Raw genomic sequence first — 22,468 nt, 5'->3', positions numbered from 1 at the left:
TTGCTTTTTGTCGCAGTCTTTTCCAGGCAAAGGGTGCCCATCATCTTCAAATGCGGTGCATTACCCGCTAGTCTCGCAAACATCCGTACCGCCGTAGTTTTCCCAACAGAACGAGCCGGCCATGACAGATCTGTCCCGTACGCATGGATTCGCCAGCCAGGCCCTGGGCCTGCTGGACGGGCGTTTCTACCGTCCTCCACAGCCGGACGGGCACGTGCCGCGTGCACGCCTGTGCCAGCGCCTGCAGGGCGGCCTGGGTGGGCGCTTGCTGCTGGTCAACGCCCCCGCAGGCTTTGGCAAAAGCTCCCTGGCCATCGAGTTCTGCGAGTCACTGCCCAGCCATTGGCGCAGCCTCTGGCTCGGCCTGAGCCAACGGGACGCTGACCCCGGCCGTTTCCTCGAGCGCCTGCTCGAAGGCCTGCAGCAGTACTGCCCGGCACTGGGCGGGCAGGCCATGGGCCTGCTGAAGATGCGTCAGCGCCACCAACCCTTTGCCTTTGAAGAGTGGCTCGACAGCTTGCTCGATGAGTTGGCGCTTTACCTCCAGGCCGATACGCCGTTGCTGTTGGTGCTGGACGACTACCATCTGGCCCAGGGGCCTGTACTGGATCGCTGCCTGCAGTTCTTCCTCAATCACTTGCCTGCTGGCCTGGTCCTGCTGGTGACCAGCCGCCAGCGCCCGGACTGGCACCTGGCGCGGCTGCGCCTGTCGCGGCAGTTGACCGAACTTGGCGAGCAGGACCTGCGCCTGACCCCGGAGGAGTCTCTGGCAGTGATTGGTCGCCAACCTACGGGGCTGCGCGGCCAGGCGCTGGACAACCTGATTCAGCGCAGCGACGGCTGGGTGGCCGGGCTGCGCTTCTGGCAGTTGGCAGCCAGCGAAGCCGGTGACGAGCATGCCTTGCCGCAGGCCCTGCACGGTGGTGAAGGGCTGATCCGTGACTACCTGCTGGAAGAAGTCATCGAGATATTGCCAGGGGATGTGCAGGCGTTTCTGTTCGACACGGCCTGCCAGGAGCGCTTCTGCGCAGCGCTGTGCGATGCACTGCGTGAGCGTCACGACAGTGAAGCGATCCTGCGTTATCTGCAGGCGCATCAGGTATTCCTGGTGCCGTTGGACGAGCATGGCCAGTGGTATCGCTACCATCACCTGTTCTCCGACCTGCTGCGCAGCCGCCAGTCCAGTGAACCGCAGGCGCGCCTGTACCTGCGCGCCTGCCGCTGGTTTCAGGTTCAGGGCTTGCTCGACGAGGCAGTGGAGCAGGCGTTGCGCGCCGGCCACCTCGACGTGGCTGCCGACCTGGTGCAGAGCCTGTCCGAGGAACAACTGCTGGCCGAGCAGAATGTCGGCATGCTGTTGCGCTGGAAGATGGACTTGCCCGACAGCCTGCTGATCAGCACGCCGCGGTTGATCGTGCTCTACAGCTGGGCGCTTGGCCTGGCTTGCCAGCTGGATGCTGCGCAGGAGCTGGCCAGTCACCTCCGCCGCTTCCTGCCCGCGCCTTCAGCCACCGCGCAGAAGTCGATGCTGGCGCAGTGGTTGGCCCTGAGTGGGATCATTGCCCGTGGCCGGGGTGACCGCGAACGCACCCTGGCCTATTGCGGCGAAGCGCTGCAGAGCCTGCCGAGCAAACGCTACGGGCAACGCCTGGTGTGCCTGTCGACGCTGTCCAACCTGGCTATCGCCGATGGCGACTTCTGGCGTGCCCGCGGCTGGAACCGCGAAGCGCTGGAACTGGCGCAACGTGTCGGCAACCCGTTGTTCGAGGCGCTGGCGCATTACGATCGTGCGCGGGTACTGCATGCCCGCGGCGAGGTATTGCGGGCGCTGGATGAGGTGCGCCAAGGGTTGCAGCGCCTGCAAGGGCTGTCGGCACAGCGCCTGTACGCGGTGCGGGCGCGGCTGACCTTGTACGAAGGCTACCTGCTGGTGGCGCGCCTGCAACCTGTGCAAGGACGCGCGCGCTTGCGCGCAGGGCTCAGCGAGGCGCGTGCCTGCCGTGACATCAGCGTGCTGATCGGCCATTGCGTGATTGCCTCGCTCGATGGCCGTGAGGGCCAATATGCCGAGGCGTTCGCCGAGCTGGCCGAGGCAGAGCGGCTGATGCACATCTGGGATGTGCCGCCGATCTTCTACCTGGCGATGATCACCCTGGTGAAGTGCGAGTTGTGGCTCGCCCAAGGCCGTATCGACCTGGCCGAATCGTGGTTGCTGCGCCTGGGCCAGACCTACGGCGGCGAGCACCCGGCGGCGGCGCCAGAGTTCCACCCTTTGCTGCCACTGCATATCGAACTGCAACAGGCATTGCTCGAGCGTGTGCAGCAGCGCAGCGAAGAAGCCGTGGCGCGCCTGTGCGCCCTGTCCGAGCGCGGGCAGGCCAGTGGCGGCATGATGCTCACCCTGCATGCACTGTCGCAGTGGGTCGATCTGTTGTTGAGCGAGGGGCGTGAAGCACAGGCAGCACAGCTGCTGCCCATGGCCTTGAGCGCAGCCCAGGGTGGGGTGTTGCAACCCTTCCAGCGGCTGATCGAATTACACCCTGCATGGCTGCGTGAGCAACTGCTTGCGCAACCCGCCTGCCAGGCCCAGGCAGAACTGCTGGCTCGCCTGCCCGAGCCGGTGGCACCCACTGGCAGCGCCGTCGAAGCCTTGAGCGGTCGGGAACTGGCGGTGCTCGAGTTGATCGCCCAAGGCTGCTCCAACCAGCAGATCAGCGAGCGGCTGTTCATCTCGCTGCACACCGTCAAGACCCATGCCAGCCATATCAACAGCAAGCTGGGGGTAGAGCGTCGCACCCAGGCAGTGGCGCGAGCCAAGTCGTTGGGCATGCTGGCCTGAGGGTAGCTGCAATCGGCATGGCGCTATAAAATAATGGCTCTAAGCCATCATGTGGTCATGTTGTGAGTGCGCTGCATTCTCTGCCCTCATCTTTCCATACCGCCTGCCGATACAGGTTTCGGCGGTATGCATCGCTTCGCGCCATCCACCTATCCACCCAATACAGGTCGTGTTGATGCTGCAGTACGGGCAAAAGAGCTTTCTGATCGTCGACGACTTCACCGACTTTCGCACGTCGACCCGTTCCATGCTGCGCGAACTCGGCGTGCGCGATGTGGACACAGCTGACAGTGGTGAGCAGGCCCTGCGCATGTGCGCGCAGAAGCGCTACGACTATGTCCTGCAGGACTTCCACCTCGGCGACGGCAAGAAGAACGGCCAGCAGGTGCTCGAGGACTTGATCCTCGACAAGCTGATCAGCCATGAATGTGTTTTCATCATGGTCACCGCCGAAAGCAGCCAAGCCATCGTGCTCAGTGCCCTCGAGCACGAGCCTGATGCCTACCTGACCAAACCGTTCAACCGTGTTGGCCTGGCCCAGCGCCTGGACAAGCTGACTCAGCGCAAGACCCTGCTCAAACCGATTTTGCAGGCCCTCGACCGTAGTCGCCCGGCCGAAGTGCTGGCAGCGTGTGCCGAGCTGTGCAAGAAGGACCCGCGTTTTGCGCCGTTGTGCCTGCGCTATCGCGCCGACGCGCTGCGCGACCTCAACCGCTTCGATGAGCTGGAGAAGTTTCTCAAAAGTATCCTCGCCAGCCGTCCACAACCCTGGGTGTATTCGGCGCTGGGCAGCCTGATGCACAAGCGTGGGCAGCACGCCCAGGCCCAGGGCGTCTATGAACAGGCGCTCAAGGCATTCCCCATCATGCCGGGGCTATACGATGGCATGGCTGAAGTGCTGGTCGCTCAGGGTGAGACAAAACGTGCCCAGGGCATGCTTGAGGAAGCGGTACGCTTGTCGCCCCTGGCGGTGCGCCGGCAGGCCGCACTGGGCAAGCTGGCACTGAGCAACGACGACTTCGAAAGCGCTTCCAAGGCCTTCCGCCATGCGGTGAGCCAGGGCCAGAGCTCGCGCTACAAGGATGCCGAAAGCAATCTTGGGCTGGTTCAGGCGCTGATGAGCAAGAACGCAGGCTTCGGCCTGGATGCACGCGCCCGGGTCGAAATCAACACCGTGCTCAGCGAAGTAGCCAAGGACAATATCGAAGACCAGGGCCTGCAGGTGCGTGCCCGGCTGATGAAGGCCGCGAGCCTGCAGCAGGCGGGCGACCCAGAGACGGCCGCCAAGCTCACTGAGCAGGCCATGCAGCGGCTGGAGAAGATGGACCAGTTCTTCTCGGTCGAGGCCGCCTTGACCGTGGCCAGCCAACTGCAGTCGCTTGGCCAGGAAGCGGCTGGCAGCAGCATCCTCAAGGGGTGCGTGGAAACCTACGGCGACGATCCCAAAGTCATGCAGAGCGTGGCCAAACTGACTGACGACCCGGCTGTACTGGGCGCGGTCACCGAAGCCGTCGACCTCAACCGCCAAGGCGTGCGCAGCTACCAGGCCGGGCAACTCAACGAGGCCTTGCAGATGTTCCGCAAGGCCCTGTCGCTGCAACCGAAGAACATCAGTATCGCGCTCAATACGGCGCAGGCCCTGCTGCGCATCGGTGGCGAGGTGACACCGCCAGCGATCCTGCAGGAATGCCGCGACTGCCTGACCCGCGTGGCCGGCATTCCGACCAGCGACAGCCGCTACGACCGCTATCGCAAACTGCATATCAAGGTCTTCGGCGCATGAGCCAGGATAACCAGGGGCTGGATTTTTCCACGGTGATCGCCTCCACCGTGCATGACCTGAAGAACTCGCTGTCAGCGCTGATCCAGTCCCATGACCAGTGGCTGGCACGGCTGCCTGTGGAGTGGCGCAGCGGTACCGAGCAAGGCGTGATCGAACATGAGTTCCGCCACCTCAACGGCATGCTGGTGCAGATGCTGGGGCTGTACAAGCTGGGGGTGAACCAGCTGCCGGTATGCCCGGACTACCACGAGCTGGATGACTTCATCGAGGCCCAGCTGGCGGCCCACCAGGAAGTGCTGCAGCACAACGACATCCTCGCCACCTGGCGCGTCGATACCGACAACCCGCTGGGCTTCTTCGACCGCGAACTGGTGGCCTCGGTGATTGCCAACGTGATCACCAACGCCACCCGCTACGCCGGCCATGCGCTGTTGATCAGCATTGGCGAGGAAGACGAGCACCTGGTCATCAGTGTCAACGACGATGGGCCGGGTTATCCGGCGCGGATGCTCGAGCGTCAGCAGGATTATGTTCAGGGCATCGACTCGCAGAGCGGCAGCACCGGGCTCGGGTTGTATTTCGCGGCGCGGATTGCGGCGTTGCATGAGCGTAATGGCGTGCGCGGGCGGATCGAGATTGCCAATGGCGGGGCGCTTGGGGGAGGGGTGTTCAGGTTGTATTTGCCATAAGCGGTTTAATGCCTGCATCAATCTTTGTCATGATTTGAAACCACGCTGAAGATAAGTAGGTAAGCTTTCTCTGTGTTTTGTGGGAAAAGTCTGAATCACTAAAACGGGGCCATTGGCCCCTTTTTTCTTGGTTTTCGCACTGATAGAAATCATGTCCCCATTACTCACTCTGCGAGCACCTTGTGAACAAAATCTTCTGCCTCTCACCTCTTCGGTTATCCCCCTTTCATACAGCTAAGTCCGCTCCCGGCAAGCGGAAAATCCGCCGTTACGAACTCGCCTCCCTTCTAGCCCAATGCGAATTTGATGCTCCTCTATCAAAGGAGGATGAGAGCCGGGAGCGAATGCCCTCCATCGGACGTGAGATCTGAGTTGTTCGCGAGGGGCAGGCATGAGAAGACGACACAATGATCTTCGCTACCAGGTTTTTCGCTCTCAAGCCAGGGCACTCTCTTGCGAGTGCATCAGCCAGGAAGGCTTTTTGAGAGAAGGGCTTGAGGCAGACCAGGTGCGTATAGAGCCTATTACCCCAGAGGCGATAGCCACTTGCTTAGGCTGGGGCGAAGAGGCCAGTGCTTTTCCGTGGGAAGAGGTTTGTACCTGGAAGGCAAGTGACCTCACGGGGTTTGACCTTTCAATCTGGTATGGTGCGGACCTTTGTGGTCTTTGCTACGCGAGCCCGCGAAAAAGCCGCTTATGTATCAAAGTCATTCTGTTGGAGAGCAATCCTGACAAGAGTCACCCGTTGAAGGGCGATATTGCCTCCCTCGCACTGACTGCCATAGATTTTTACGCACGTATGCTAGGTTGCCGCGAGATTGAGATACAGGACCCCGTCACCGCTGCCAGACCTCTCTACGAATCGTTGGGCTTCAGCAGTACTGCGGATGGTCGGCTTGTGATTCGGGTTGATCCTTAATAACATCCAGGCAGTGTTAGCGTAGCTATGGAGGACATCATGCGATCCGAAAAGAACCGTGAAAAGCCGATAGCCGTAGCCAGATTCGAGGCTGAGGCACGACGACTGGCAGGCCAGATCTCCGTGAATCAGCTGCGTTTTCTTCAAGTCGCCAAACGCAGAGGTGAGGCACTGGAGCCGGCGGGCCCGCTGGCCGGCCCTCAAGCCTGACATGCCTCAAGTTGCGGCGGCGCAGATATCAGATCGAGAAGCCCATGAGCGCTGCCCCCACCATTCTCATTCGCGAAACCTTCCCCGTAGGCCCCCTGCAGTGCAACTGCACCCTGATCGGCGACCCAGTCAGCAAGAAGGCCATCGTCGTCGACCCGGGGGGTGACCCGGACAAGATCCTCGCCCGCCTGCAGGCCCATGGCCTGACCTTGGTGAGCATCATCCACACCCACGCGCACTTCGACCATTTCCTCGCTTCGGGCAAGCTCAAGGAGCTCACCGGCGCCACCTTGCACCTGCACAAGCAGGACCAGCCGCTGTGGGACAACCTGGAGATGCAATGCCAGATGTTCGGCGTGCCCTACACGCCGGTGCCGTCGCCAGACCGCTGGCTCGGCGACGAAGAGGAGCTCGCCTGCGGTTGCGGTGTGGCCCTGCACACGCCGGGGCACACCCCAGGTTCGATGAGCTTCTGGTTCGCCGACGCCAAGCTGCTGATCGCCGGCGATACCCTGTTCCGCCGTGGTATCGGCCGTACCGACCTGTGGGGCGGTGATCAGCGCGCCATCGTGCGCTCGATCAAAGAGCGCCTGTATCGCCTGGACGAAGAGGCCATCGTGGTCACGGGTCACGGGCCGGATACCCGCCTGGGCGACGAGATGCGCGAGAACCCTTTCGTGCGGGCTTGAGCCTGCATGAAAAGCCTTTCATGGAATTTTTCCGTATCCTTGCGATCCAAGCCTGGCATAGATCCCTCTGCGATCTGCCGCACACACGAATTTTTGTAGGAGCTCGTCCATGTTCACCATGCGTCGTCTGATTATCGTCGCAACCGTTGCAGCCCTGATGACGGGCTGCGCCGGGCAGAATCCTTATGACAACCAGGGCCAGGCTCAGGGCGAGTCCTCGGGCATGAGCAAGACTGCCAAGTACGGCGGCCTGGGCGCGCTGGCCGGTGCCATTGCCGGTGCCGCCATCGACCACAACAACCGTGGCAAGGGCGCGCTGATCGGTGCTGCCGCAGTCGGCGCCGCCGCTGCGGGTTATGGCTACTACGCTGACAAGCAGGAAGCCGAACTGCGCGCAAAAATGGCCAACACCGGCGTTGAAGTTCAGCGCCAAGGCGACCAGATCAAGCTGATCATGCCGGGCAACATTACCTTCGCCACCGACTCGGCCAACATTTCGCCGAGCTTCTACAACCCGCTGAACAACCTGGCCAACTCGTTCAAGTCGTTCAACCAGAACACCATCGAAGTGGTGGGCTTCACCGACAGCACCGGCAGCCGTCAGCACAACATGGACCTGTCCCAGCGTCGTGCCCAGGCCGTCAGCACCTACCTGACTTCGCAGGGTGTGGATGCCTCGCGTGTGACGGTGCGTGGCATGGGTCCGGACCAGCCGATCGCCAGCAATGCCGACGCCAATGGCCGCGCTCAGAACCGCCGTGTAGAGGTCAACCTGAAGCCTATTCCGGGTCAGCAGTATGACCAGCAGCAGGGCCAGGTTCAGCAGTACCCGTAAGCCGTTCAGTACGGCGCGATAAAAAAGGGCAGGCCGGTGACGGCCTGCCCTTTTTCACTTCAGCGGATGCTGCTGGCCTGAATCGCCGTCAGGGCGATGGTATGCACGATATCGTCCACCTGCGCGCCCCGTGGCAAGTCGTTCACCGGCTTGCGCAACCCCTGCAGCATTGGCCCCAGGCTGACCCCGTCGGCGCTGCGCTGCACCGCCTTGTGGGTGGTGTTGCCGGTGTTCAGGTCGGGGAACACGAACACCGTCGCCCGCCCGGCCACTTGGCTCTGCGGGGCCAGCTGGCGAGCGACCTGCGGGTTGGCAGCGGCGTCGTACTGCAGCGGCCCGTCGATCAGCAGCCCTTGCTCTGCCGCTTGCGCCAGGCGCGTGGCTTCGCGCACTTTCTCCACTTCCTCGTCACTGGCCGAATCGCTGGAGTAGCTGATCATCGCTACCCGTGGCGCAATGCCGAAGGCCTGCGCCGATTCGGCGCTCTGCCGGGCGATCTCAGCCAGTTCGCTGGCGCTGGGGTGCGGGTTCATCACGCAGTCGCCGTACACCAGCACCTGCTCCGGGAACAGCATGAAGAATACCGACGACACCAGGCTGGCGCCCGGTGCGGTCTTGATCAGTTGCAGGGCTGGGCGAATGGTGTTGGCGGTTGAGTGCACCAGGCCCGAGACCAGGCCATCGACCTCGTCCAGGGCCAGCATCATGGTGCCGATCACCACCGGGTCTTCCAGCTGTTGCTCGGCCATCGGCGCGTTGAGGTTCTTGCTCTTGCGCAGGCTGACCATCGGCTCGACATAGCGCCCGCGAATCAGCTCGGGGTCGAGTATCTCGAGGTCCGGTGGCAGGGTAATGCCTTGCGCACGGGCCACCGCTTCGACTTCCTCGGGCTTGGCCAGCAGCACGCAACGGGCGATGCCGCGTGCCTGGCAGATTGCCGCAGCCTGGACCAGCAGCGGTTCGGCGCCTTCCGGCAAGACGATGCGTTTGTTGGCCTGCTGCGCCCGCTGGATCAGCTGGTAGCGGAACACTGCCGGCGACAGGCGCATTTCCCGCGGTGTGCCGCAGCGCTGGTGCAGCCAGGCAGCGTCCAGATGGCTGGCGACGAAGTCGGTGATGAACTCGGCCCGGTCACGGTCATCCACCGGGATTTCGCGGTTCAGCGAGTTGAGCAGGTTGGCGGTGTCGTACGAGCCGGTGCTGACCGAGAGAATCGGCAGGCCAGCCTGCAAGGCGCCACGGCACAGGCCGAGGATGCGGGCATCAGGCTTGCTGTCACTGGTCAGCAGCAGCCCGGCCAAGGGCACGCCATTGATGGCGGCCAGGCTTACGGCCAGGATGATGTCGTCGCGATCGCCAGGCGTCACCACGAGCGTGCCGGGGGTCAACAGTGGCACGGTATTGGCCACGGTGCGGGCGCAGATGATGATCTTGTTCATCCGCCGCTGCTCGTAGTCGCCGGCGTTGAGCACCTGGGCACCCAGCAGTTCGGCCACGTCGCGGGTGCGCGGTGCGTTCAGCTCGGGCTGGTAGGGAATACAGCCGAGCAGGCGGAAGTCGTTGCCGCGCAGCAGCGGCGAATGCTCGCGCAGGCGGGTGGCGAAGTCGGCCATGCTCTCGTCGGTGCGCACCTTGTTGAGGATGACCCCGAGCACTTTCGGATCACGCGGGCCGCCGAACAGCTGGGCCTGCAGTTCGACCCGTCCGGACAGCTCGCTGAGCACTTCGTTTTCCGGGGCAGAGACCAGGATCACTTCGGCGTCGAGGCTCTTGGCCAGGTGCAGGTTGACCCGCGCGGCATAGCTGGCATGGCGGGTCGGCACCATGCCCTCGACCACCACCACGTCATTGCCGACGCAGGCTTGCTGATACAAGCGGATGATTGCTTCGAGCAACTCGTCCAGCTGGCCATCGCCGAGCATGCGCTCGACTTGAGCCAGGCTCAGTGGCACCGGTGGCTTGATGCCGTGGGTACGGGCGACCAATTCGGTGGAGCGCTCCGGGCCCGTGTCGCCGGGGTGAGGCTGGGCGATCGGCTTGAAAAAGCCGACCTTGAGCCCGGCGCGTTCCAAGGTACGGACCAGGCCCAGGCTGATGGAAGTCAGGCCGACACCAAAGTCGGTCGGCGCAATGAAAAATGTCTGCATGCGTGCTTCTCGAAATAAGCGGTGCAAGGAATCAACGGCCAAGGGTAGCGCTATCGGCCCCTTGTGCGCACCAGCCGCAAGCGAATGGCTGGCCAATGCGCTCGGCGCGCTGGCCGGCGTCGAGTACCCACGGGCGTGCCTGCCACGGGGGCTGGTGGCGCAGGTGCTGGGTGTGGCCGCAGGACAGCTCGACCACCCAGTGGTCTTCTTCGTCCTGGTGAAAGCCGGTGATCCGACTGATGGGTCGCCCCTCGTCCGCGCTGCGGTCGCAATCGGGCGATGCCTTGGTTACACTTGTCCGCTCTACATACTTTTGCAAAAGGTCTTGCCCCATGCTGATCGCCGCCAACAAGGCAGTCTCCATCGACTATACCCTGACCAACGACGCCGGGGAGACCATCGACAGCTCCGCCGGCGGTGCGCCGCTGGTTTACCTGCACGGTGCCGCCAACATCATCCCAGGCCTGGAAAAAGCCCTGGAAGGCAAGCAAGCCGGTGACGAGCTGGAAGTTGCCATCGAGCCGGAAGACGCTTACGGCGAATACCTGGCCGAGCTGGTCAGCACCCTGAACCGCAGCCTGTTCGAAGGCGTGGATGTGCTGGAAGTGGGCATGCAGTTCCACGCGTCGGCGCCGGACGGCCAGATGCAGATCGTCACCATCCGCGACGTCGACGGCGACGACATCACTGTCGACGGCAACCACCCATTGGCTGGCCAGCGCCTGAACTTCAAGGTCAAGGTCGTCGACGTGCGTGACGCAAGCGAAGAAGAAATCGCTCACCGTCACATCCACGGCGAAGGTGGCCATCACCACTGATTTTCTGCGCTAAGCTCAGAAAGTCGCCAGGCGCTCGGACAAGCCGGCATGCCTCCCCAGCGGGAGGTGCGCGGCTTGGAAGAGCGCCTTTTTAGTGGGCGCAATTTGCCCCCTGCGGCAACCGGGAACCTGAGAGGGGATTCATCATGAGTGCATTTCACGACCTGACGTTGAAGGCGCTGAACGGCGAGGATCTGCCCCTGGCACCGTTCAAGGGCCAGGTAGTGCTGGTGGTCAATGTCGCCTCCAAGTGTGGCCTGACGCCGCAATACGCCTCGCTGGAAAAGCTCCAGCAGCAATTCAAGGGCAAGGGCTTCAATGTGCTGGGCTTGCCCTGCAACCAGTTTGCCGGTCAGGAGCCGGGCAGCGAGAAGGAAATCCAGGAGTTCTGCAGCCTCAACTATGGCGTGAGCTTCCCGCTGGGAGCCAAGCTTGAAGTCAACGGGCCGCAGCGCCACTCGCTTTATCGGCTGCTGGCGGGCGAGGGCGCCGAGTTCCCGGGCGACATCAGCTGGAACTTCGAGAAATTCCTCGTGGGCAAGGATGGCCGGGTACTGGCGCGCTTTGCCCCACGTACCGCTCCAGATGATCCGACCGTAGTGCAGGCAATCGAGAAAGCCCTGACCTGATCGTTTGCCGGGGTGCTTCGCACCCCCGGCGATACCCCAAAATCACCCAGATCAATAATGGTGGGCCCCGCTTCGAACTGCCCCTAACCTCAGGCGCATTTCCTCCCTCAGACGGAAGCGCCCCATGACCAGCAACCCCCTGTTCCAGCCTTTCACCCTCGGCGCGCTCGAGCTGCCGACCCGCGTCGTCATGGCGCCCATGACCCGTACCTTCTGCCCCGGTGGCGTGCCGCATGCTGGCGTGGTCGAGTACTATCGCCGCCGTGCTGCGGCAGGCGTGGGGCTGATCATCACCGAAGGCACCACGGTCGGGCACAAGGCAGCCAACGGCTACCCCAATGTGCCGCGTTTCCATGGTGAAGATGCCTTGGCCGGCTGGAAGCAAGTGGTCGACGCGGTGCATGCCGAAGGTGGCCGTATCGTGCCGCAGCTATGGCATGTGGGCACGGTGCGCCGCCTGGGCACCGAGCCGGACGCCAGCGTGCCGGGGTACGGGCCGAGCGAAAAGGCCAAGGACGGCCAGGTGCTGGTGCATGGCATGACCCATGATGACATCCGCGACGTAATCGCCGCCTTCGCCCAGGCGGCCCGCGACGCCAAGGCCATCGGCATGGACGGCGTGGAGATCCACGGTGCCCACGGCTACCTGATCGACCAGTTCTTCTGGGATGCCAGTAACCGCCGCAGCGATGAATATGGCGGTGACCTGGCTGGCCGTTCGCGCTTTGCCATCGAGCTGATCCAGGCCGTGCGCGCTGCCGTTGGGCCGGACTTCCCGATCATCTTCCGCTTCTCGCAGTGGAAACAGCAAGACTACAGCGCACGCCTGGTGGAAACTCCGGTAGCACTGGCTGCTTTCCTGGAGCCGTTGTCGGCGGCAGGTGTGGATATCTTCCACTGCTCGACCCGGCGCTTCTGGGAGCCAGAGTTCGAGGGTTCCGAGCTGAACCTGGCCGGCTGGACCCGCACGCTCACTGGCAAACCGACCATTACCGTCGGCAGCGTGGGGCTGGATGGCGAGTTCCTGCAGTTCATGGTCGCCACCGACAAGGTGGCCAAGCCGGCCAGCCTGGAAGGCTTGCTGCGCCGTCTGGGCGATGAAGAGTTCGACCTGGTGGCGGTTGGCCGTGCACTGCTGGTGGATGCCGAATGGGCGCAAAAGGTGCGCGAAGGGCGTGAAGCGGATGTGCTGCCATTCAGCCGCGAGGCGTTGACGACCCTGGCTTGATCACCAATTCGGGTGCTGCCGGCTGGCTGCCGGCAACGCCCGAGTGGCAGGCGTTGAACAGGTGTGATTCGAACTGCTCGACGATCGCCGGCCAACCTTGGCGACTGGCGTGCTGGCGGGCGTTAAGGCGGACACGGCGCAACGTCTCGCTTTCTTCCAGTAGCCAGCAGGCGGCATCGATGAATGCGCATTGATCGCCGGGCATGGCCAGCGCGCCGCTGTGGCCATGGCGGATGTGCTGGGCTGCAGCGGCTTCGTCGTAGGCGACCACGGCCAGGCCCGAGGCCATGGCTTCGAGCACCACGTTGCCGAAGGTTTCGGTCAGGCTCGGGAACAAGAACAGGTCGCCGCTGGCGTAGTGCTCGGCCAGCGTTTCGCCGCGCTGGGCGCCGCAGAACATCGCATCCGGTATCTGCTGCTCGAGGGCTGCCCGCTGCGGGCCGTCGCCTACCACCACCAGGCGCAGGCGCTGCTGTGGATACTTTTTCTGCAAGGCTTGCAGGCAGGGCTGCAACAGCGTCAGGTTCTTTTCTGCGGCCAGGCGACCGACGTGCAGCACGGCGATGTCGTCCGCGCCGAGCCCCCAGCTTTCACGTAAAGCCGGGCTGCGCCGGGCCGGATTGAACAGGCTGGCATCGACGCCCCGGGCCATCAAGGCCAAGCGCTCGAAGCCACGGCGCTCCAGCTCCAGGCGCTGGCTGACGCTGGGTACCAGGGTGGCGGCGGTGCGCCGATGGAACCAGCGCAGGTAATGCGTGAGCAGGCGCGCCAGCAGGCCGAGGCCATACTGGCCAGAGTACTGCGGGAAATTGGTATGAAAGCCGCTGACCACGGCAACCCCCAGGCGCCGCGCGGCGCGCAGGGCGCTGAGGCCCAGTGGCCCTTCGGTGGCAATATACAGCACGTCCGGGCGCTGCCTGCGCCAGCGGCGCAGCAGCTTGTGCATCGACACTTCGCCCCATTGCAGGCCGGGGTAGCCGGGCAGAGCCCAGCCACGGCAGAGCAACAGGCCCTGGTCATCATCTGCCGGTACATCGTTGGCTTGCCGTGGGCGAACGACTTCTACCTGGTGGCCACGCTGTCGCAAACCTTCGCTGAGGCGGCCAAGGGTGTTGGCCACGCCGTTTATTTCGGGTGGGAAGGTTTCGCTGACAAGGCAGATGCGTAGGGCAGGTGTATTCATGACAAAAAGTGTCCGCCTGCTGCGTTGCGCTCACATGACAGCTTTGTGACGCTCAGGTGACGCCTGATTTCCGGCAGTTTCGCGGAGTGAATATTTCCTTGCAGGGTGCTCAAGCACCGCGCTGTACAGCCGATGAAGATGCATCCGAATCGGTTTGATGCGCTCCAGGAGTGCGGTGATGTTCAACAGCAAGCTCAAGAAAGAAAACCAGCAACTGCGCGAAGAGCTGATGGCCATCGAGCAGGTCAAGAACAGCCTCGACAGCGAGATGCTGGTGTTGCAGCTCGACCCCCAGGGGCGTATCGAGCAGGTCAACGGCAACTTCGAGAGCGAGATGCTCTACCGCGCCGAGCAACTGATTGGCCGCAACATCGAAGACATCGTGCCCGCGCACGTGAAAAAGCTCGATTTCTACCAGCGCATGAAAAACGCGATCAGCCGTGGTGAACACCTCAATGGCGCCTTCCGCCTGCTGCGCGGCAACGGCCAGGAAGCCTGGCTGCGTTCGATCTTGCAGCCAGTGAAGCGCGCTGATGGCCGGATCAGTCATTTCTCCATGCACTCCAGCGACCTGACCCGCACGATCGAAGCATCCCGTGAGCACGAAAGCCTGATCAAGGCGCTGATGCGCTCCACTGCCGTGATCGAGTTCACCCTCGACGGCGAGGTACTGACTGCCAACGATCGCTTCCTGCAGACGGTTGGCTACAGCCTGGAGCAAGTGCGCGGCAAGCATCACCGCATATTCTGCGAACCGGCCGAAGCCAACTCTGCCGGTTATCAGGCGTTCTGGGACAAGCTGCGCCGCGGTGAGTACGTGGCCGACCGCTTCAAGCGGGTGGACGCACACGGCCGCACGATCTGGCTGGAAGCCTCCTATAACCCGATCTTCGATGCCCACGACGTGCTGTACAAGGTGGTCAAGTTCGCCACGGTGATCACCGATATGGTCAATCAGGAGCAAGCCGTTGCGCAGGCTGCCGACATCGCCTACAACACCTCGCTGGAAACCGACAGCAGCGCCCGCAAAGCCACCGAAGTGGTGACCCAGACCGTGGATGTGATGCGTGGCCTGGAAGGTTCGATGCAAGATGCAGCCGAGGGTATCCAGGCGCTGGACAAACAGTCCAAGGTGATTGGCGCAATCATCAAGACCATCAGCGACATCGCCGGGCAGACCAACTTGCTGGCACTCAACGCCGCCATCGAAGCCGCCCGTGCCGGTGAGCAGGGCCGTGGCTTTGCCGTTGTCGCCGACGAAGTGCGGCAGCTGGCCTCGCGTACCAGCAGCGCGACCGAGGAGATTGCCAAGGTGGTGCAGCAGAACGAACAGCTGGCCCAGGCGGCGGTGGACATCATCGACACCAGCAAGCGCCAGGCCGAACAAGGGCTGGCGTTGGCGGCGGATACCGGTGGGGTGATCGTCGAGATTCAGGAAGGGGCGAAGAAGGTGGTGGATGCGGTGGGGCAGTTTTCCAGTCGGCTGAGCCATTGAAGCAAGGGCCGCCTGGCGGCCCGACCTTCAAACTTCGTGGCCAGCGGCCTCAGTTCCGTTCGCGCACCCAGAACAGCGTTGCCCCCGCCACCGCCGCCGGCATCATCAGCACGTTCACCAGCGGCACCATCAGCGCCAGGTAGGTAATCCCGCCAAACCCCAGCGACTGCCAGCGCTTCTGGCGCAGCCAGGCGAGCATGTCCTGCCAGCTCATCTTGTTGTTGTCTGCCGGGTAGTCGATGTACTGGATGGCCATCATCCACACGCCGAAGACCAGCCACAGCGGTGCGGCGATCACGTTGACCACCGGGATCAGCGACAGGATGAACAGGCCGATGGCCCGTGGCAGGAAGTAGCCTAGCTTGCGCATCTCACGGCCGAAAGTGCGCGGCACCATGGCCACCAGTTCGCCCCAGCTGAAGGCCGGGAACGGGTCTTGGCCGCGCACCACCACCTCGACCTTTTCCGCGAGAAAACCATTGAACGGCGCGGCAATGACGTTGGCCACCAGGGTGAAGGTGAAGAACACCATCAGCACCAGCAAGGCGACGAACAGTGGCCAGAGAATGTAGGAAAGGAAGCTCAGCCAGCTGGGCAGGGTCGGCATCAGCGCGTCGAGCCACAGGCTGAACTCGTGGCCGGCAAAGTAGATCAGACCGCCGAACAGCAGCAGGTTGATCGCCAGCGGCAGCAGCACGAACATCCGCAGGTTGGGGCTCAGCACCAGTTTCAGGCCTTCGCGCAGGTACTGGGGGCCGGAGAGGACAGGGGCTTGCATCGGGACACTCCGCAGAGAAGGGAAAACGCGCTGACCTTACCGAGTTTGCCGCGCCGACGAAAGGCAGGGGGGCATGAAGAAACCGGCTGTAACAAATGCGCCAGGGCCGTTTGACCAGGTGAAATTCGCGGATAGAGGATGCCTATGAGGTGGATTGTCGAAGGATATTTCCTTAATCTCTGCCACCTCGCTACAGTGCGCTCAACTTTCCGCTTTCTGGGCCTGCGCGTTGTAGCCTTCCCCAAGTGCTGCGTGGGTCCTTTTTAATTTCCAGCTGGCGGCCCCTGTGGCCCGCTCGACAGGAGTTCGACATGTCTGAAGTACGTCATTCGCGCGTCATCATCCTCGGTTCCGGCCCTGCCGGTTACAGCGCCGCGGTTTATGCCGCCCGCGCCAACCTCAAGCCACTGCTGATCACCGGCATGCAGGCGGGTGGCCAGCTGACCACCACCACCGAAGTCGACAACTGGCCGGGCGACCCCCATGGCTTGACCGGCCCGGCCCTGATGCAGCGCATGCAGGAACACGCCGAGCGTTTCGAGACCGAAATCGTCTTCGACCACATCAATGCCGTCGACCTGGCCAACAAGCCGTTCACCCTGCAGGGTGACAGCGGCAAGTACACCTGCGACGCGCTGATCATCGCCACCGGCGCCAGCGCCCGTTACCTGGGCCTGCCGTCGGAAGAAGCGTTCATGGGCAAGGGCGTTTCGGCCTGCGCCACCTGCGACGGTTTCTTCTACCGCAACAAGCCGGTCGCTGTAGTCGGCGGCGGCAACACGGCCGTGGAAGAAGCACTGTACCTGGCCAATATCGCCAGCAAGGTGACCCTGGTGCACCGCCGCGAGACTTTCCGCGCCGAGAAGATCCTGGTCGACAAGCTCAACGCCCGCGTTGCCGAAGGCAAGATCGAGCTCAAGCTCAACGCCACCCTGGAAGAAGTGCTGGGTGACAATATGGGCGTGACCGGTGCGCGCCTGAAGAACAACGACGGCAGCTTCGACGAAGTCAAGGTCGACGGCGTGTTCATCGCCATCGGCCATACCCCGAACACCTCGCTGTTCGAAGGTCAGCTGACCCTGAAAGACGGCTACCTGGTGGTTGCCGGCGGCCGTGAAGGCAACGCCACCGCTACAAACGTTGAAGGTGTGTTCGCAGCGGGCGATGTGGCTGACCACGTTTACCGTCAGGCCATCACCTCGGCCGGCGCCGGCTGCATGGCGGCACTGGACGTCGAGCGTTACCTGGACGGCCTGGCCAACGCCTCGTTCTGATTCAGGTAATAAAAAAACCGGCCAATTGGCCGGTTTTTTCATGCCTGGGATTCGCTCACAGGCTTAGTCGCATCGACAGGTCCACGGCCTTCACATCCTTGGTCATGGCCCCGATCGAAATGTAGTCAACGCCGGTCTCGGCAATCACTCGCAGGGTGGTTTCGTTGACCCCGCCACTGGCTTCCAGCTTGGCCTTGCCTGCGGTGATGCGTACCGCTTCGCGCATTTCATCCAGGGTCAGCTCGTCGAGCATGATGATATCGGCGCCCGCCTTCAGCGCCTGGCGCAGTTCATCCAGGCTTTCCACTTCGATTTCCACCGGCTTGCCAGGGGCGATGCGGTGCGCCGCCGCCACCGCCTCGGCCACGCCGCCGCTGGCAGCGATGTGGTTTTCCTTGATCAGGAAGGCGTCGTACAGGCCAATGCGGTGATTGTGACAACCTCCGCAGGTGACCGCGTACTTCTGCGCCAGGCGCAAGCCCGGCAGGGTCTTGCGGGTGTCGAGCAACTGCACCTGGGTACCTTCGACCAGGTCGGCGAGGAAGCGCGCACGGGTGGCCACACCCGACAGCATCTGCAGGAAGTTCAGTGCACTGCGCTCACCGCTGAGCAGCGAACGCGCCGGGCCTTCGAGGTGGAACAGCGGCTGATTGGCGGTGGCGCGCTCGCCGTCGGCCACCTGCCAGTGCACGGCCACGCGCGGGTCGAGCTGACGGAACACAGCATCAACCCAGGCGGTGCCGGCGATCACGCAGTCCTCGCGGGTGATGATGGTGGCCTTGGCCAGGCGCTCGGCCGGGATCAGCTGCGCGGTGATGTCGCCGCTGCCGATGTCCTCCAGCAGTGCGCGGCGCACATTGGCTTCGATCTCGGCGGTCAGGTCGGCAAGGCGTAGGTTCGGCATGGTCGGCTCCACAAGCTAGATGCCGGCGATTATAGGGCAGGGGGGCTGCGCCGTGTACAGCTGCCTTGCAGACGACCATTGGTCAGACGAAGTGAGCAATTTCCTGAAAACAGAGTCACTTACCCGCCAGTAAAGACAGGCTGGCAGAGGTCGGCCTTTTTACTGATAATGGCGTCCAACAATTGGCGTCATAGCTTTGACGATTTCTCGCCCTACCGAATACATCACCCCAGCAAGGAGTCCGGGATGCAAAAAGAAGGCAAGGTGGTGCCCTTGGCGGCCGCCATCGATCGAGGCGCACGCACGCCTTTACCTTGCTTTCCGGTACTGCTCCTGCAGGTGCGTGACAAGGCCGCCCTGCAACTGCGCCAGGGCCTGCAGGCGCTGTTCGACAATGCTGACGACACGCTGTTCGAAATGGCCGACCGCGCCGTTGACCGCTTCGACCAGAACCTGTACTTCGAGGCCATGCGTGACCTGCGCCTGAAGCGCAAGAGCATCGAACGCGGCTTTCTCGACATTTTCTACGACACCTTCGCGCGCATCGGTCAGTTCGACCCGCTAGGCCAGTTGGGGGAGAAGAACAAGGCGCAAATGGAGCGAACCGTCGCTGTCGACGGGATGGTCGCGCGGGTGCTGTCGCGCGATGGCGTCGCGCTCGAACAACTTGGCAAACGCTTGCAGTGCCTGCTCCCGCGCAGTTTCGACGAACAGCACAACCCGTTCGGGCCTGCTGCGCTGTGTACTTACTTCCTCGATGCCGGGCGCAACCTGGGGGTGGGCCTGCGGGTCAAGCTGATACTGCTGAAGTTGTTCGAGCGCTATGTGCTGCGTGACATCGACGTGCTTTATGCCGAAGCCAACCAGTTGCTGGCCGCTGCCGGCGTGATGCCGGAACTGCAGCCGGCACCACGTCGGCGCGCCGAGGACCGTCGTCTGGGTTCGCGGCGTGTGTCGGCCAACCTCGAACCTGATGCCAGGGCGGCAGACAGTGCCGGGCACGCCTTCATGCGTTCGCTGGAAGGCCTGCTGGTGCCGTGCCGCGGGCGCGTCGCTCCCCGCGTGCAAGCCGCCGCCAGCGCCCAGCCGATCAGCACCGCCGACTTGCTGCGCCTGCTTTCGCACCTGCAGCACTATGTGCCGGCCACCATCGACGATGACGACTTCGACCTGGGCCAGCAGCTTGAACAGCTGTTACTGCGGGTCAGTGTGCGCAGCGGTACCCGCCGGCGAATCGCCTGCGCCGACGAGGACATGATCTATCTGGTCGGCCTGTTGTTCGCCTACATTGCCGCCGACGATAACCTGCCGCTGAGCCTGCGCGCACTGGTCGTTCGCCTACATATTCCGCTGCTCAAGGTGGCGCTGCTGGACAAAAGCCTGTTTAGCCGTGCCAGCCACCCGGCGCGGCGCCTGCTAAACGAGATCGCCGCTGCCGCGATCGGCTGGGAGACTGGCAGCGAAGGCCTGCGCGACAGCCTGCATCTGCGTGTGGAGCGCATCGTTCAGCGCCTGCTCAATGATTTCACCGAAGATGCCGGGCTGTTCGCCGAGCTGCTGGAGGACTTCCTGGCCTTCAGCCAGGACGAGCGCCGGCGCAACGAACTGCTGGAGCAGCGCACGCGCGATGCCGAAGAAGGCCGCGCCCGTGCCTTGCAGGCCCGCCAGCAGGTACAGCAGGCGCTTAACCAGCGTCTGCGTGGTCATACGCTGCCGCAGGTGGTGGTGCACATGCTGGTGCAGGCCTGGAGCCAGGTGCTGTTGCTGGCCTGGCTCAAGCATGGCGAGGGGTCCCAGGCCTGGCAGCAAGCGCTGGCGACCATGGATACCTTGCTCGCCAGCATTGCCCCGCATCAGTCGCCGCAGGCGTTGCTGCAACAAGTGCCAGGCCTGCTCAAGGCCCTGCGTGACGGCCTGGCCAGCGTGGCGCTGGACTCGGCGGCCACCCGCGAGTTCTTCCAGCAACTGGAGCAGCTGCACTTGCGTGCGTGCGAGGGGGCTGCGCGGCCAGTTGGCAGCGACGAACTGGCCGAAATCTTGGTGGCCGAAGACATCGTACTGGCCATTGCCGACGAGTCCGCCTGCGCGCCGCTGCATCAACTTGATGAGCAAGCGGCAGAGCTGCGCCTAGTGCAGCGCCTGCGGATCGGTAGCTGGGTCGAAATGCTCGACGATGACGAGCCGCTGCGCTGCAAGCTGGTGGCGCGCATCGACAGTAGCGACCGGCTGGTGTTCGCCAACCGCACCGGGATGAAGGTGCGCGAATGGAACACGGTCAGCCTGGCCCAGGCCCTGCGCCGTGGCGCGGTGCGGCTGCTGGACGATGGGCTGCTGTTCGAGCGGGCACTGGAAAGCGTGCTCCAAGGCCTGCGCCAGCAGCAGGTGCTTTGAGCCCAAGGCATTACAATCATTCACATGCACAGCGGCCCGTACGCAAGGCATACTGCAGCTCTGTACCGGTGCTTTTCAGGATCTGCCCCATGCAATTGGACCGTGCCACTGGCTGGTTCCACGGAAACGGAATCACCCACTGCCCTTCGCCGAACTTCAACGCCCGCCCAGAGGGTGAAGCGATTTCCCTGCTGGTGATCCACAACATCAGCCTGCCGCCGGCCTGCTTTGGCAGCGGCAAGGTCCAGCAGTTTTTCCAGAACCGCCTGGACCCGAACGAGCATCCCTACTTCGCCAGCATCAGCCACTTGACCGTCTCGGCGCACGTGTTCGTCGAGCGCGACGGTGCGGTGACCCAGTTCGTGTCGTTGCTCGACCGAGCCTGGCATGCTGGTGTGTCGAATTTCGACGGGCGTGAGGGCTGCAACGATTTCTCCATCGGTATCGAGCTGGAAGGTACCGACGATCTGCCCTATACCGATGCCCAGTACGCTGTGCTGAAGCAACTGACCCGGCAGATCCAGGCTGCCTGGCCGGTGATCGACCTTGCGCGTATCCAAGGCCACAGCGACATTGCTCCTGTGCGCAAGACCGACCCCGGCCCGGCGTTCGACTGGGCGCGTTACCGCAAGGCCGTTCAGGACAACGAGGACGACGCATGAGTTTTCTGGTGCTGTTACTGGCGCTTTGGGTAGAGAAGTTCTCTGCACTGCGCCATCAGGTACAACGAGACGGTTTTTTCCTGGGCGAGCTGGTGCGCCTGGAGCGAACCGGCAAGGTCCATCCTTGGTGGACGCTGGCGATTCTGGTGCTGGCACCCGTTGCGCTGCTGGTGTTGGTGCTGCACGTGCTGGACCCGGTGGCCTACGGTCTGCTGGCCTTGCCGTTGCACTTGCTGGTGCTGGTCTACAGCTTGGGGCGGGGCGATGCCAAGGGTTCCCTTGGGCCATTCCGAGATGCCTGGCGGCGTGGCGACGATCAGGCCGCGCTGCATGTGGCCGAGCGCGACCTTGGCCTGGCGGCTGACGAGCCTCACAGCCTGCTGGTGCGGGTACAGGGTTACCTGTTGTGGCAGGCCTACCAGAGCTTCTTCGCCGTGATTTTCTGGTACTTCGTACTCGGCCCCGCCGCGGCGCTGGCCTATCGCCTGCTGGCGCTGACCGTCGAACACAGTCGCCAACCTGCGCTCAAGGCCCGCGCCGAACAGCTGCGGCACATCATGGACTGGCTGCCGGTGCGCGTGCTCGCCCTGAGCTTCGCGCTGGTCGGCAACTTCGTCGCGGTGATGCGGGTGATGTTGCACGAACTGCTCAACTGGCACATCAGCGCCGGGCACCTGGTGGCCAGGGTCGGGCGCATTGCCGATGACATTCTCGAGGAAGAAGACCCCCAGCGTGGTTTGGGGCGGCTGGACAGTCTGTGGGAGCTGCTGCTGCGCAGTGCGGTGCTCTGGTATGCAGGGTTTGCCCTGTGGACTGTGCTGGTATAGCCGCCGCGGTCGTTGTAGGAGCGGCCTTGTGTCGCGAAAGGGCCGCAACGCGGCCCCGGCAATTCATGCGGCGAAGCTGAAATGCTGGGGGCGCTTCGCACCCCTTTCGCGACACAAGGCCGCTCCTACAGTGGCCGTCGTGGCCTTTGGTTAACCTTAAGTTACAAA

General features: G+C 63.2%; 18 protein-coding genes. 13 read left to right on the top strand and 5 right to left on the bottom strand.

From position 1 onward, the window contains the following. The first annotated feature begins 121 nt into the window (after positions 1–121). The 5 genes from APH28_RS21035 (at position 122) to APH28_RS21010 (ending at position 7,964) form a co-directional block, all read left to right on the top strand. Positions 122–2,839 carry a LuxR C-terminal-related transcriptional regulator gene (locus tag APH28_RS21035; protein ID WP_060512456.1) on the top strand — a complete coding sequence of 906 codons (2,718 nt, stop codon included), beginning with the start codon at positions 122–124 and terminating at the stop codon, positions 2,837–2,839. Between the two features lie 175 nt (positions 2,840–3,014). Continuing rightward, positions 3,015–4,622 (top strand): tetratricopeptide repeat-containing response regulator, encoded by a 1,608-nt coding sequence (locus tag APH28_RS21030; protein WP_060512455.1) that lies wholly within the window; start codon positions 3,015–3,017, stop codon positions 4,620–4,622. Beyond that, positions 4,619–5,311: a sensor histidine kinase KdpD gene (locus tag APH28_RS21025; protein WP_060512454.1), complete on the top strand. Its 693-nt coding sequence runs from the start codon at positions 4,619–4,621 to the stop codon at positions 5,309–5,311. Before APH28_RS21030 ends, APH28_RS21025 begins: the two co-directional genes overlap by 4 nt. A gap of 1,173 nt (positions 5,312–6,484) precedes the next feature. Further along, complete coding sequence (locus tag APH28_RS21015; RefSeq protein ID WP_060512452.1) at positions 6,485–7,129, top strand: MBL fold metallo-hydrolase; 645 nt, start codon at positions 6,485–6,487, stop codon at positions 7,127–7,129. 109 nt (positions 7,130–7,238) lie between these two features. After that, a complete protein-coding gene (locus APH28_RS21010; protein WP_060512451.1) occupies positions 7,239–7,964 on the top strand; it encodes an OmpA family protein in 726 nt (241 codons plus the stop codon). A gap of 59 nt (positions 7,965–8,023) precedes the next feature. Here APH28_RS21010 and pta read toward each other — a convergent pair whose 3' ends face one another. Next, positions 8,024–10,111, bottom strand: coding sequence for a phosphate acetyltransferase (gene pta / locus APH28_RS21005; RefSeq protein WP_060512450.1), 2,088 nt, complete (start codon positions 10,109–10,111; stop codon positions 8,024–8,026). 31 nt (positions 10,112–10,142) lie between these two features. Further along, positions 10,143–10,445: a DUF3565 domain-containing protein gene (locus APH28_RS21000; RefSeq protein WP_060512541.1), complete on the bottom strand. Its 303-nt coding sequence runs from the start codon at positions 10,443–10,445 to the stop codon at positions 10,143–10,145. Between APH28_RS21000 and APH28_RS20995 the strand changes: the two genes are divergently transcribed. The 3 genes from APH28_RS20995 (at position 10,444) to APH28_RS20985 (ending at position 12,786) form a co-directional block, all read left to right on the top strand. Continuing rightward, positions 10,444–10,929 carry a peptidylprolyl isomerase gene (locus APH28_RS20995; RefSeq protein ID WP_060512449.1) on the top strand — a complete coding sequence of 162 codons (486 nt, stop codon included), beginning with the start codon at positions 10,444–10,446 and terminating at the stop codon, positions 10,927–10,929. The two genes, APH28_RS21000 and APH28_RS20995, sit on opposite strands and share 2 nt — an antisense overlap. Before the next feature lie 146 nt (positions 10,930–11,075). Continuing rightward, positions 11,076–11,558 carry a glutathione peroxidase gene (locus APH28_RS20990; RefSeq protein ID WP_060512448.1) on the top strand — a complete coding sequence of 161 codons (483 nt, stop codon included), beginning with the start codon at positions 11,076–11,078 and terminating at the stop codon, positions 11,556–11,558. Between the two features lie 124 nt (positions 11,559–11,682). Beyond that, positions 11,683–12,786, top strand: a complete 1,104-nt coding sequence (locus tag APH28_RS20985) for an NADH:flavin oxidoreductase (RefSeq protein WP_060512447.1) — start codon at positions 11,683–11,685, stop codon at positions 12,784–12,786. Here APH28_RS20985 and APH28_RS20980 read toward each other — a convergent pair. After that, complete coding sequence (locus tag APH28_RS20980) at positions 12,755–13,969, bottom strand: glycosyltransferase family 1 protein (RefSeq protein ID WP_060512446.1); 1,215 nt, start codon at positions 13,967–13,969, stop codon at positions 12,755–12,757. The two genes, APH28_RS20985 and APH28_RS20980, sit on opposite strands and share 32 nt — an antisense overlap. A 178-nt stretch (positions 13,970–14,147) precedes the next feature. Here APH28_RS20980 and APH28_RS29345 point away from each other — a divergent pair, with 178 nt between their 5' ends. Further along, positions 14,148–15,464, top strand: a complete 1,317-nt coding sequence (locus APH28_RS29345; RefSeq protein ID WP_060512445.1) for a PAS domain-containing methyl-accepting chemotaxis protein — start codon at positions 14,148–14,150, stop codon at positions 15,462–15,464. A gap of 49 nt (positions 15,465–15,513) precedes the next feature. On the opposite strand, the gene cysZ is transcribed toward APH28_RS29345, so the two are convergent. Further along, a complete protein-coding gene (gene cysZ / locus APH28_RS20970) occupies positions 15,514–16,242 on the bottom strand; it encodes a sulfate transporter CysZ (protein ID WP_060512444.1) in 729 nt (242 codons plus the stop codon). A 311-nt stretch (positions 16,243–16,553) separates the two neighbouring features. Here cysZ and trxB point away from each other — a divergent pair, with 311 nt between their 5' ends. Continuing rightward, on the top strand, positions 16,554–17,516 hold the full coding sequence (trxB, locus tag APH28_RS20965) for a thioredoxin-disulfide reductase (RefSeq protein WP_060512443.1): 963 nt from the start codon (positions 16,554–16,556) through the stop codon (positions 17,514–17,516). Positions 17,517–17,571: 55 nt separating this feature from the next. Here trxB and nadC read toward each other — a convergent pair whose 3' ends face one another. Beyond that, the gene (gene nadC, locus APH28_RS20960) at positions 17,572–18,420 is read right to left on the bottom strand and encodes a carboxylating nicotinate-nucleotide diphosphorylase (protein ID WP_060512442.1); all 849 of its coding nucleotides are present in this window, start codon (positions 18,418–18,420) and stop codon (positions 17,572–17,574) included. Positions 18,421–18,666: 246 nt separating this feature from the next. Here nadC and APH28_RS20955 point away from each other — a divergent pair, with 246 nt between their 5' ends. From APH28_RS20955 to ampE, 3 genes are all read left to right on the top strand, one after another. Next, positions 18,667–20,811, top strand: coding sequence for a DUF1631 domain-containing protein (locus tag APH28_RS20955; RefSeq protein ID WP_060512441.1), 2,145 nt, complete (start codon positions 18,667–18,669; stop codon positions 20,809–20,811). Positions 20,812–20,900: 89 nt separating this feature from the next. Beyond that, on the top strand, positions 20,901–21,473 hold the full coding sequence (ampD, locus tag APH28_RS20950) for a 1,6-anhydro-N-acetylmuramyl-L-alanine amidase AmpD (protein ID WP_060512440.1): 573 nt from the start codon (positions 20,901–20,903) through the stop codon (positions 21,471–21,473). After that, positions 21,470–22,300, top strand: coding sequence for a regulatory signaling modulator protein AmpE (gene ampE, locus APH28_RS20945; RefSeq protein ID WP_060512439.1), 831 nt, complete (start codon positions 21,470–21,472; stop codon positions 22,298–22,300). Before ampD ends, ampE begins: the two co-directional genes overlap by 4 nt. Positions 22,301–22,468: the final 168 nt, after the last annotated feature.

The organism is Pseudomonas sp. NBRC 111124 (assembly GCF_001320245.1).
Taxonomy (GTDB): domain Bacteria; phylum Pseudomonadota; class Gammaproteobacteria; order Pseudomonadales; family Pseudomonadaceae; genus Aquipseudomonas.
The sequence above is the reverse complement of the archived record's forward strand: the minus strand, read 5'-3'. Positions and strand labels throughout refer to the sequence as shown.